At 56.6% G+C, this 10409-nt stretch carries 13 protein-coding genes; 4 read left to right on the forward strand and 9 right to left on the reverse strand.

Annotated features, from left to right (window positions below):
• The first annotated feature begins 102 nt into the window (after positions 1-102).
• Both trpB and trpA read left to right on the forward strand, forming a co-directional pair.
• Positions 103-1320 carry a tryptophan synthase subunit beta gene (gene trpB, locus B4967_RS09460; protein WP_062372631.1) on the forward strand — a complete coding sequence of 406 codons (1218 nt, stop codon included), beginning with the start codon at positions 103-105 and terminating at the stop codon, positions 1318-1320.
• Between the two features lie 56 nt (positions 1321-1376).
• Positions 1377-2201: a tryptophan synthase subunit alpha gene (gene trpA / locus B4967_RS09465; RefSeq protein ID WP_083024902.1), complete on the forward strand. Its 825-nt coding sequence runs from the start codon at positions 1377-1379 to the stop codon at positions 2199-2201.
• 405 nt (positions 2202-2606) lie between these two features.
• Here trpA and B4967_RS09470 read toward each other — a convergent pair whose 3' ends face one another.
• The 5 genes from B4967_RS09470 to B4967_RS09495 form a co-directional block, all read right to left on the reverse strand.
• The gene (locus tag B4967_RS09470; RefSeq protein WP_207953608.1) at positions 2607-3407 is read right to left on the reverse strand and encodes a S49 family peptidase; all 801 of its coding nucleotides are present in this window, start codon (positions 3405-3407) and stop codon (positions 2607-2609) included.
• Positions 3395-4807: a phage portal protein gene (locus tag B4967_RS09475; protein ID WP_243470456.1), complete on the reverse strand. Its 1413-nt coding sequence runs from the start codon at positions 4805-4807 to the stop codon at positions 3395-3397. Before B4967_RS09475 ends, B4967_RS09470 begins: the two co-directional genes overlap by 13 nt.
• A 51-nt stretch (positions 4808-4858) precedes the next feature.
• Positions 4859-6574: a terminase large subunit gene (locus B4967_RS09485; RefSeq protein WP_083024906.1), complete on the reverse strand. Its 1716-nt coding sequence runs from the start codon at positions 6572-6574 to the stop codon at positions 4859-4861.
• A 6-nt stretch (positions 6575-6580) separates the two neighbouring features.
• On the reverse strand, positions 6581-7051 hold the full coding sequence (locus B4967_RS09490) for a phage terminase small subunit P27 family (RefSeq protein ID WP_083024908.1): 471 nt from the start codon (positions 7049-7051) through the stop codon (positions 6581-6583).
• A 111-nt stretch (positions 7052-7162) separates the two neighbouring features.
• Entirely contained in the window at positions 7163-7528 is a 366-nt protein-coding gene (locus B4967_RS09495) for an HNH endonuclease (RefSeq protein WP_083024910.1), read from the reverse strand.
• A 44-nt stretch (positions 7529-7572) separates the two neighbouring features.
• Here B4967_RS09495 and B4967_RS09500 point away from each other — a divergent pair, with 44 nt between their 5' ends.
• Positions 7573-8037 carry a hypothetical protein gene (locus B4967_RS09500; protein ID WP_083024911.1) on the forward strand — a complete coding sequence of 155 codons (465 nt, stop codon included), beginning with the start codon at positions 7573-7575 and terminating at the stop codon, positions 8035-8037.
• On the opposite strand, the gene B4967_RS17850 is transcribed toward B4967_RS09500, so the two are convergent.
• The 4 genes from B4967_RS17850 to B4967_RS09515 are packed head-to-tail and all read right to left on the reverse strand — an operon-like array spanning position 8034 to position 9510.
• Positions 8034-8219 carry a hypothetical protein gene (locus tag B4967_RS17850; protein ID WP_139794459.1) on the reverse strand — a complete coding sequence of 62 codons (186 nt, stop codon included), beginning with the start codon at positions 8217-8219 and terminating at the stop codon, positions 8034-8036. The genes B4967_RS09500 and B4967_RS17850 overlap by 4 nt on opposite strands.
• Entirely contained in the window at positions 8191-8565 is a 375-nt protein-coding gene (locus B4967_RS09505) for a hypothetical protein (protein WP_243470458.1), read from the reverse strand. Before B4967_RS09505 ends, B4967_RS17850 begins: the two co-directional genes overlap by 29 nt.
• A 23-nt stretch (positions 8566-8588) precedes the next feature.
• Positions 8589-8951: a phage holin family protein gene (locus B4967_RS09510; RefSeq protein ID WP_083024915.1), complete on the reverse strand. Its 363-nt coding sequence runs from the start codon at positions 8949-8951 to the stop codon at positions 8589-8591.
• A 28-nt stretch (positions 8952-8979) separates the two neighbouring features.
• A complete protein-coding gene (locus B4967_RS09515) occupies positions 8980-9510 on the reverse strand; it encodes a glycoside hydrolase family 24 protein (protein ID WP_083024917.1) in 531 nt (176 codons plus the stop codon).
• Positions 9511-9831: 321 nt separating this feature from the next.
• On the opposite strand from B4967_RS09515, the gene B4967_RS09520 reads away from it, so the two are divergent.
• On the forward strand, positions 9832-10395 hold the full coding sequence (locus B4967_RS09520; RefSeq protein WP_083024919.1) for a hypothetical protein: 564 nt from the start codon (positions 9832-9834) through the stop codon (positions 10393-10395).
• The last annotated feature ends 14 nt before the right edge of the window (positions 10396-10409 follow it).

A 10409-nucleotide genomic window follows, 5' to 3' on the forward strand; every position in this document is an offset into this window, starting at 1 on the left:
GCGTAAAACTCACAGGTTGATGCCATCTTATCGATTTTTCTTCCCGCCTGCCTGCGCTAACGTCATCACAACCCTAAATCGCCCCAAAACGCAGAGGTCGTGATGAATAAACCTTTAAGCCTACCCGATGCCAACGGGCTGTTTGGCAGTTTCGGTGGCCGCTTTGTCGCTGAAACCCTAATGCCGCTGATTCTTGAACTGCAGGATGAGTACGCCACCGCCAAAAACGATCCAGAATTTCAGCGCCAGCTCGCCTATTTTCAGGGCGACTACGTAGGCCGCCCCAGCCCGCTCTATTTTGCCGAGCGGCTCACCGAGCACTTTGGTGGCGCGAGCATTTACCTCAAGCGTGAAGAGCTTAACCACACCGGTGCGCACAAGATTAACAACTGCATTGGTCAAGTATTGTTGGCCAAGCAGATGGGCAAAAAGCGCATCATCGCGGAAACCGGCGCAGGCATGCACGGCGTTGCCACCGCTACGGTTGCAGCGCGTTTTGGTTTGCCCTGCGTGATTTACATGGGTGCCACCGACATCGAGCGCCAGCAGCCCAACGTATTCCGCATGAAACTGTTAGGGGCGGAAGTAATCCCCGTCACTTCAGGCACCGGCACGCTGAAAGATGCCATGAACGAAGCGCTGCGCGATTGGGTAACGAATGTCGACGACACCTTCTATATCATTGGCACCGTGGCAGGCCCGCACCCTTACCCGGCGATGGTGCGCGATTTCCAAGCGGTGATTGGTCATGAAACCCGCGCTCAGATGCTCGAAAAACAGGGCCGTTTGCCGGACTCCCTGGTGGCTTGCATTGGCGGCGGTTCCAATGCGATGGGGCTGTTTCACCCCTTCCTGAATGACGCCGATGTGAAGATGATTGGCGTGGAAGCAGGCGGCAAAGGCGTCAACAGCGGCCTGCACGCCGCCAGCCTGAACGGCGGCACCCCCGGCGTGCTGCACGGCAACCGCACCTACCTGCTGCAAAACGAAGATGGTCAGATTATCGACGCTCACTCAATTTCCGCAGGGCTGGACTACCCCGGCATCGGCCCCGAGCACGCTTGGCTGCACGAGCAAGGGCGGGTCGAGTATGTTTCCGCCACCGATGACGAAGCGCTGGAAGCATTCCAAATCTGCTGCCGCCAAGAGGGCATCATCCCCGCGCTAGAAACTGCCCACGCCCTGGCTGAAGTGGCTAAGCGCGCGCCGACACTTCCCCGCGAGCACCTGATGGTGGTCAACCTCAGTGGCCGTGGTGATAAAGACATGATGAGCGTGGCCCACCACCTGGGCGATAAATTCGGAGTGAAAAACGTATGAGCGCCCTACAAGAGAGCAATGTAGTGGAGGAGAGCAGGCTAGTGGAGGAGAGCAGCATGAACACGACGTCGCGTCTTGAAGCGTGCTTTACCGCGCTCAAACAGCAAAACCGCCCGGCGCTGGTCAGCTACCTCACCGCTGGCGACCCAGATGCCGAGACCTCCCGCCGCCTGCTGCAAGGGTTGCCGGAAGCAGGCGTTGATATCATCGAACTCGGCATGCCGTTCAGCGACCCCATGGCCGATGGCCCCGCCATACAAAAAGCCGCCCTGCGAGCGCTGGAAAACGGCCAGACCCAAGCCAAAACGCTGGAGATGGTGCGCCAGTTCCGTGAACAGAACAGCACCACCCCCATCGTGCTGATGGGCTATTACAACCCGATTTATTGCTACGGCGTCGAGCGTTTTCTCACCGATGCCGCCAAGGCCGGGGTAGACGGGCTGATCGTAGTGGATCTACCGCCCGAACACGACGAAGAGCTGTGCCAGCCCGCCGCTCAGCACGGCATCGATTTTATCCGCCTCGCTACGCCCACCACCGATGCCAAGCGCCTGCCCAAAGTGCTGGCCAACGCTTCCGGGTTTATCTACTACGTTTCCGTGGCGGGGGTGACGGGCGGCAGCGCCCCCACACCGGAGCGTTTAGAAAGCGCCGTTAATCAGCTGCGCGAACACACGCCGCTGCCCATCTCCGTAGGCTTTGGTATTCGCACCGCCGAACAGGCCGCCACCATTGGCCGCTTCAGCGACGCCGTGGTCGTGGGCTCTGCGCTGGTAGACTGCATCGAATACGCCAGCAGCGGCGATGACGCCGTGACGCGGGTGCATGGGCTGGTGAAAGAACTGGCGGAGAGTGTGAGAGGGTGTAGGGAAAACGGCTAGCATGAATACACGGCATGTTCGCATGCCGTGTGAGCAAAATAAAACGGCCTTCCGTATTTCTATGTAAGAAACTAGTCATTAGCGTTTGGAAAAGAAATACTCCCACCAAGAATTTTTCTACAGCCTCATAGATCCTTTGAATATCACCTCTGCGTACTATTGATAGAGCTTGCTGATAGGGCTTGTTGATAGCTCTTACCTGAATCCGTGAGACCGGCCCCCGGAGGCGGCCCTTTGGCCGCCGTGGTGTCGCTCCGCCGCGTGGCTAGAGCTGACAACGGGTGTCGAACGCTCGCGCTTGGGCGCGAATGCTTCGGCTGTTTCGTGTGGGGCTTGGCGTGGTGCTGCGGGTGTAGCGTTCGGAAGCGGCGTTAATGGCGTCCTGCGCGGGAGCAATCTCGTCAATCAGTGGGCGACCAGCGCTTGTTGTGGGCGGTAGAGTCGCGCTTGGGTGTCGATGACCGAGCCCACTTCGATGCCCCGGAACTCGGCCACCGACTCGGTGAACTGGGCATAGCTGGCATCCAGCATGCCGTTGATCTCCTGCACGGCTTGGTCGGTGATCGGCTCATGGGGGGAGCCGTTGTTTTTGTGGTCGCCTCGGAAGTAGGTGTTGAAGGTGATGCCCATCTCGTCTTCCATGCGGCTGACTTCGTAGGTTTCGATAATCACCCCGATAGAGCCCACGCCTGCCGTAGGGCTGACGATGATGCGAGAGCAAGCCGCTGCCAGGTAGTAGCCTGCTGAATAGGCGGCGAAGTTGACCAGCGCGGTGATGGGCTTCATGGCGGTGCTGGCTCGGATGAAGGCGGCCAACTCTTTGCAGCCCATCGCGTGGCCACCACCGGTGTGGGAGTCGAGGAAGATCTCTTCAACATGCTCATGCTTGAGCGCGGCGGAGATTTGGCTGCGCAGCTTTTCGTAAGAGAGCAGCTCTTCACAGGCGGCGGTGATATGCCCGCGCCGTGCGACTAGCACGCCATGTACGGGGATCACGGCAATGCGCCCTACCACGTTCAAGCGCTGCATTTCGCGTTCTTCGCCGGTACCGGATTCCATGCCCAGGCTTTGCGGCATTTCATTGGTACGCCCCAGCAAACGAGGCTCCAGTACGTTGCGTACTGCCTGCACCAGCGTGGGGGTGGCGTAGAGCGGTGTGTTGAACACCATCGACGCGATGTGCGGGTAGTTGATCATTGCGTGCATGCGAGTATTCCCTCGATCTCTTGCAGTTGTTGGGGCGTGGCGTTGATCGAGCCTTCTAGCTGTTTCGAATCAATCATGTTCATCGGCGTTAGGTAGCGGTCACCGCCAGGAATCGGCGGCATGTTTTCCAACCGGCGAATGTCGTTAACGCTGAGCCAGCCCCACTGGCGGGCAATGGCGTAGGCCTCGAAGCGGCTCTTCTGGTCGCCACGCAGCAGGCCAGAGACGTTGAACTCGATGTAAAGGTTTTTGCGCTCTTCGGGCAGCAGGAGGTCGCGCATCATCGCGGCCTCTTTGCGCTTGATCCACGGCATCAAGGTGTAGATGACGAACTGCAGGCCCAGGTGCTCGATGTTGTTAAACGTGGCTTTATCCAGGTGCTGGATCATGTTGGGCGCGACGCGATACAGGCGGCAGATTTCCACCACGCCAAAGTTGCGCGACTCCAGCAGTTGGGCCTTTTCGTTGTCCATCGCCAGCTGTTTGTACTGCATACCCTCTTGCAGCAGCGCCACTGAGAAGGCGTTGCGTAGGCCACCGCCGTGGCGCTCGGTGAACTTTTCTAAAAGTCGGTCTACTTTCGCTTGATCCTTAATAGGGGCAGCTTCATGAGGCCGCTCAATCACCCCGGCCATGGTGGCACCACGCTGAAACACCGCCGAGGCGTGCTGCTCGGTGGCCATCGCTAGGCCGATGGTGTCGGCGTTGGTGGCGATGGGTGAGACGCCCGCATAGCCATCCAGCGAGAAACCCTTAACGTGATGCACCGAGCGCATCGGCAGGATCTGGTCTTTGTAGTCCAGCAGCTGGTAATACGGCAGGCCATCAGGCCCCTTCAGCACGCGCATTTTCTTGGGGTGCACGGGGATCAGCTCGGTTGGGTACTCGGCACCGTCGCGCTGAATCAGCGAGAACTCATTACCTTCCAGCGTGAGGCAGCCCATGCCTTGTTCGTAATACTCGAAGCTAGTGTCTTTCTGGTTGGGCTGGCTGTGAATCACGTCGTACAGCGGATGATCCGTGGCGCGGTCTCGGCCACCTTGGGCGTCGCGGCGGTAGATCTCGCAGGGCAGTTGGGCGACTGATTCCGCTAGCAGCGTGACGCAGGCACGCAGGGCGATACGCCTAGGGCGTTCTCGGTATTCACCATGGTGCCCGCGGCGCTTTGGCGGCTGCGGGTTGAACTTACCCAGCCGGTCCAGTTTTGGCTTTTGTGGCCGCTGCCACTGGCGGCGGACGTGAAGAGGCTTGGCCAGAACATTAGCATTCCTCTTCGTTGTTAGTGGGCTTGGCGGGTTGCGTTGCCCGGGCGGCGGCGTTGGCTGCCAGCCAGGACCACAGCAGACAGAAAGCGCCAGCAGTGATGTAGCCTGCCGCCGGCAGAATGAGCCACGCGCCAAAGGCCACCAGCCCGACACCTAGCAGGCCTACTGTGAAGGTGATGAAGTTGATCAGCATGTTACGTCCGTGGTGTCGTAGATGGATTCTTCTGGCTCGTCGTTTTCGGTGAGCACGGCGCGGCCTAGCGCCATCAGGGTGGCGATGATGCCGTCGATCTTGTTGTCGGGCTTTTCTATGCGTGGGTAGATGTTGTCTTTGGCGTCTGCTTTGGCGACCACGTTGCTGGCCATCCAGGTAAGCACCGGGTCTTTGCTGTGGCGGAAACGCCCACCGGTGATGGCGGCTTCCATTTCCCGCATGGCGGGGCTCATGTTTTGTACGGTGTTGCGGTATTCGATGATGCTGGCACCATCAGCCATGAGCTGGTGCGCCAGCTGCGTGGCTCGCCAGGGGTCGTAAGCGATTTCGGTAATCTCAAACTGCCCTGCCAGGTCTTTGATGTCTTCGCGGATCACATCGAAGTCGAGCTCTTCGCCATCGGTGATGATCAGGTCACCGCTGTTCACCCAGGTTTCGTAGGCGGCCTTGTTGTTGCTGGCTCGCTCTACGGCGCCTTCGGGTAGGTAGTTGCGGACAAACACCGTCCAGCGCGTTTTCATGCGGCCTTTCTTGTCGGCCACTTCATCGCGGAATAGCAGAGCAATGCTGGCGATGTCGGTTTTGCTGGCGAGATCCACCCCCATCCAGCAGGCCTTGCCGATGAAGTCGTCAATGCTGAGTGATGGATCCCCCAGGGCGTGCCAACTGGCCATGTTTAGCCACGCGGTGCGCGCACTCACCCACACGTTCAGGTGCTTGGTGAGGAAGCTGTTCTGGCGGCTAGGGTAGCGAACAGCATCGCGCTGGGCTTTGACCAGAAACTCTTCACTGACGGATATGCCGAAGTTCGGGTTGGCCTTTTTCAGAGCCGCCGGGGCTTTCCAGTCGTCGCCATCGTCAATGGTGTAGATGATGGCGAACAGTTCATCGTTGGGCAGCGCGTCATCCAGCATTTGCTGGGCTTGGCCGCGCTTGTCGTAACAGGGCCCTGCGATGTTGAAGCCCGCGGTAGTGATGATGAACATCAACGGTTGGTCGCGGGCACCCATGCCGGTGAGCATGGTTTCGTAGAGGTCCGGCGTTTGGTGTTCGTGATACTCATCCACTATCGCGCTAGTGGGTGAACTACCGTCGCCCGGGTTGCCGATCAGCGGCTCTAGGCGGCTGCCGTCTTCCGGTATCGAGATGTTCTTCGCCATGATCTCGATGCCCGCTGCACTCACCAGCGCAGGCGATTTGACCAACATTAGCCTGGCTGGCCGGAACACTTCCCAGGCTTGCTTTTCGGTGGTCGCGCCACAGTAGACCTCTGCGCCGTATTCGCCATCGGCGCAGAGCATGTAATTGGCGACGCCAGCGGCAATCACTGACTTGCCGTTCTTACGGCCGACCTCGATATACGCTTCCGTGAAGCGGCGAAGTCCTGACTTCTTTTTCCGCCATCCAAAAATGCAGCAGAAGATGAACAGCTGCCACGGCTCCAGCGTGATCAGCTTTCGCTCCCGCGCCCACTTGCCTTTGGTGTGGGGCAGTAGCTGAACGAATCCACAGACGCGCTCAGCTTCGTCTTTATCGAACCGGTGCGGATAGGATCGGGACTTCTGCGCCTTGAGATCGTCCAGGTGGCGTTGGCAGGCCTGCCGGACCTCTTTGCACGCGGGAATCTTTTTGGCCACTACGTCCCGAGCGTACTTGTTGGCGGCGTTGACGTTCGGGTAACTGGCCATGGTGCTTCATCGCTTTTTACCTAGAAGATCTTTGAATGGGTTGCCGGCTTCTTTCGCGCCCGGTATCGCAAGGCGGGCACGGCTGGAAGGGTCCAGGCCTAGGGCGCTGCCAAAGGTGACCATCTGCTTTAGGGATTCATTCGCCACGGTGCAGGCGGGGTTCTTCACTTCAGAGTTCAGGCCCATCACCGTGATGCCGTTCTTGGCGATGTCTTGCTCCGCCTTTCGCCACCGCGCATAGGCAGCGCAGTAGGCTTCCAGGTTGGCGATGTCAGAGCCGGTCAGGATTTTGGAGTTAACCAGCCAGGGGCCGATCTTTTCCCACATCTGAATGGCAATGGGGTCTAGCCACTCAGGCGGCAGCGGCACTTCGGTGAGCTCTTCGCCCTGGGGTTCGTCGTGGTTCACCGCCCGCTTTCCAGCGTTGCCTTGCACCGCTTTCAGGTGGCTGGGCTTCGGTTTGCGACCTCTTGTCATTTGCTAGTTCCTCGCGCCGACCTGATTTTTCAATTTCGCGGGTATAAAAATTTGATGGAGGCTGCGGTGTCCGCTGGCGAAAGGGTGTAGGGATTTGATCCCCCCTCCCCCTCAGGCGTCCGCGCCACGCCCCCGGCGTGCTTCCTGCTGCGTCTTCAGCTTGTGGCACGGCCTGCATATCGCCTGCAGGTTGTCGTCGCTGTCCGTGCCGCCTGAGGCGATATTAACGATGTGATCAACCTCAACTGCAGGCGTAAAAAAGCCCCGCTTTAGGCAGGGCTGGCAGAGACCTTTATCACGCTGCAGGATCCGGGCACGTATGCGACGCCATGGTCTGCCACCGCGATCCTGCTTTGCGGTGGGTGACTTCTTCCAGCTAACAGCCAACTCAGTGTGCTTATCGCAGTAGCCGTGCTTATGGGTGGTTTTGCCAGCGCACATCGGAGCGCGGCATGGGCGTGGTGGTGAGGATGGCATTGCGCTAACCTGTCTAGGCAAAATTAATTCTTGAGGGGTTCTTTATGTCTGACGTAGCGAATGCGCTGTTCCAGCAAATGCGATTAACCATCCTGCTGACTGCCAAAGATGGCGCAGAAGAAAGCCCGTTCCATCCTGCCTATCTATTGGCTTGGGATGATGGCGTTTACCCAATCCTTGATGATGGAGCTGATTGGCACAAGCCACATGCTGGACAGTTCCGCGTAACCAAAGAGCAAGTAGATCGCATCTTCTCGATTTTGTGTGACCACTGGGACGACAAAAAAGAGATCACTTTCTATGCGCTTGAAGACTTACTTGGGATCCATGGCTCTGCCTATTCAACCGGTGACTTCCAGAGACATGATGTAATTATTATTTGTCGCTATCTGTTCTTGCATGACCGTTTTGATAAAGAGTTTTGGTCCACTCTTTGCCGTAACGGGGAATGCCCCTCAGAGGCGCATGTCATCGCAAGTGACCGAGAAGTGGACATCTACTTCAACTAATCCTCGCCAAGATCATTAACTAGTACCTCCACTACCGCCGCCCGGTCTGCATTAAACCGGCGGCGAAGCGCCTCATATTCAGCCAGCAAGAGCAACAGGCCTTTGTTGCCCGGCAGAATCAGCGGCGGCGCGGGTAGCTCACTGGTTAAGTGCTCAGGAACCACCGGGTGGTGACACTGCATCTCCATCGGCTGAACGTTGGAGTTCGCGCACCCAATCAGTGATAACGCTAGGCCTATCGCTATCCAGCCACTCACCCGCTTCAGCATTGGTTTCTCCCAGTCGTTCCAGCGCCACTGAGCTGGCGCGCATGTCGTCAGCAATAATGTTTAGCGTTCGGTCGCGCTCGGCCATGGCGGCGTTGAGCGTTTCGATCTGCAGGCGCTGCCACTGCTGGTGCTCCTGCAGGATCTCTGCCCGCGCTTGCTGGCGCTCGGCTTCAGCTTGGTAGGCGTCCCGCTGGCTAGTGACGTGCTGCCAATAGAGATAGGCGCTCACAAGCGCTAGGCCTCCCAGCGCCCAACCCATCGCCCTACTCTTAAGCGCGCCAATCATTTGAGCAGCTTCCGAAGAAAACCCAGAAAGACCTCATAGAGGCCGTCTGCTTTTTCACGCATCCAATCAGTACCCAGGAACGCCAGAAACACGCAGGGTGGGAACGCAATGATGGGTGGCCAGCCTTGCGATTCCGCGATCCACAGGAATACAGGGAACAGTGGCGTTGCTAAGAGCGTGCACATCACCGCCCCCAGTAGAGAACGCTTGAAGCTGCCGCCCTCATGCACACCACGCACAAACGCCATAGCAAACGTCACGATAGAGACCAGCGCGATCGGCATGTACTCAAGCAGCCACTGCCAGTTGTTGGGGTCGCGGTTTGGCATGGTGCGTTTCTCTTTTCGTCTGGAATTCATGGCTCACCTCTCGGGCGGGCCTCGTCAGTTAGTCGATGGATACCCCGCCGCTGGCTTCATACACCTGCAGCAGTTCATCAGTAGCTAGCTCACGCTGGCCGTAGCCAGCACCTGGCAGGCTCGCCCAAATCTTCCGACAAGCATGGATAGCCTCTCGAATGCGGCCATCGTGAATGAGGGAAAGCGCCTTACATTGGCGAATGAGATGCACCGCGCCTAGATCTTGGTTGGCGGGTGTGAAGTCGGGCAGGTTAAAGCGCTTCGCCAGATCGTCCCAAGTGCGAGAGAGAAACTGGTAACGACCTGCCGCGCTGGAGTGGATTTCATAAGCAGGAAGCCAAATAAGCTGGCGTGGGTGATCGTCGTAACTGTCGAACGTCTCGCCGCCAACTATCACATTGTAGCCATCCTCATAACCGTAACGCGGGGTGCCTTCGGCATAGGCCAGCATATCGAGGAAAGCGGCCACGTTGCCCGCTCGCGTGTCTTTGGGCGGTGCTGGCTCCACGCGCAGCAGTTCCGCCTCCTCAAGCCAATGAGTAGGAGAATGAGCAGACATGATGACCTCGGGAAGAAACTTACTGCAATAAGGGGTAAGTCGAAGCACAAGCAGCAATGCATGAAATGGTAGCAGTAGCGTTTATAGCTCCCTCTTATCCAGCTTTAGTAACTGAAGAAGCAATAACTTGACTCGAAGCTGCTACAAAAGCAAAAGCCCTGTATCAGTGATACAGGGCTTGAAGAATGTAAAAACGCCTATCATACGTCTAAGCTACATCATCTGTTCCCGAAGCGCAACACAGTAAAAAAACTAGCCTATCAAAGACTGACTCTAATATAATGTACATTATAGTTAGATCACTAGAAAGGAGTTTTAAGCATGAGCGCTGAAAAAAATAATTTTCAATCGCATGAAGTACATGAGATCTTAAATAATTTAATAGATTATATGCATGAAAATTCAGACACCAGCAACAAAAAATCTTCTTCAAACCTAGCCAGATTAAACAAGATATTAATTAAAACCAGGATCGTCATTCGGTCTATCGACCCTGACTTCTACCCTGCTAACGAACTAGATAAAATACGTGACCTGATAATGAGTGAAAACATAATCACTCAGGTCACTGACGTAATAAGGAGAAATACAAGCTTTGACTATCAGTTAGCCAATCCTGAGCTAGAAGAGCTAACCAGAAGCGTATATATACTCTCAGGAATGTCTGATAAAAATGAGGAAATGGATAAACTTAAAAAACTAGAGACAAGCATTGCCCGTCGCCACCAAACGTATGAAAGCGAATTCATCAACCTCAAACTGGCATTAGAAAACGAACTCGAAGAAACAAGAGAAAAGATAAACAGAATACGATCACTGGAAAAAGAATTACAGGATCGCTCTCTACAAGCAAAAGAAATACTAGAGAATAACCTGAATCCGTGAGACCGGCCCCCGGA

It is taken from the genome of Vreelandella lionensis, assembly GCF_002087295.1.
GTDB lineage: Bacteria > Pseudomonadota > Gammaproteobacteria > Pseudomonadales > Halomonadaceae > Vreelandella > Vreelandella lionensis.

Bases quoted from the DNA above. Each gene is read 5' to 3' on its own strand.
- trpB (WP_062372631.1), top strand. From the start codon at position 103: ATGAATAAACCTTTAAGCCTACCCGATGCCAACGGGCTGTTTGGCAGT.
- trpA (WP_083024902.1), top strand. From the start codon at position 1,377: ATGAACACGACGTCGCGTCTTGAAGCGTGCTTTACCGCGCTCAAACAG.
- B4967_RS09470 (WP_207953608.1), bottom strand. From the start codon at position 3,407: ATGCACGCAATGATCAACTACCCGCACATCGCGTCGATGGTGTTCAAC.
- B4967_RS09485 (WP_083024906.1), bottom strand. From the start codon at position 6,574: ATGGCCAGTTACCCGAACGTCAACGCCGCCAACAAGTACGCTCGGGAC.
- B4967_RS09490 (WP_083024908.1), bottom strand. From the start codon at position 7,051: ATGACAAGAGGTCGCAAACCGAAGCCCAGCCACCTGAAAGCGGTGCAA.
- B4967_RS09495 (WP_083024910.1), bottom strand. From the start codon at position 7,528: ATGCCATCCTCACCACCACGCCCATGCCGCGCTCCGATGTGCGCTGGC.
- B4967_RS09500 (WP_083024911.1), top strand. From the start codon at position 7,573: ATGTCTGACGTAGCGAATGCGCTGTTCCAGCAAATGCGATTAACCATC.
- B4967_RS17850 (WP_139794459.1), bottom strand. From the start codon at position 8,219: ATGCAGTGTCACCACCCGGTGGTTCCTGAGCACTTAACCAGTGAGCTA.
- B4967_RS09505 (WP_243470458.1), bottom strand. From the start codon at position 8,565: ATGGGTTGGGCGCTGGGAGGCCTAGCGCTTGTGAGCGCCTATCTCTAT.
- B4967_RS09510 (WP_083024915.1), bottom strand. From the start codon at position 8,951: ATGAATTCCAGACGAAAAGAGAAACGCACCATGCCAAACCGCGACCCC.
- B4967_RS09515 (WP_083024917.1), bottom strand. From the start codon at position 9,510: ATGTCTGCTCATTCTCCTACTCATTGGCTTGAGGAGGCGGAACTGCTG.
- B4967_RS09520 (WP_083024919.1), top strand. From the start codon at position 9,832: ATGAGCGCTGAAAAAAATAATTTTCAATCGCATGAAGTACATGAGATC.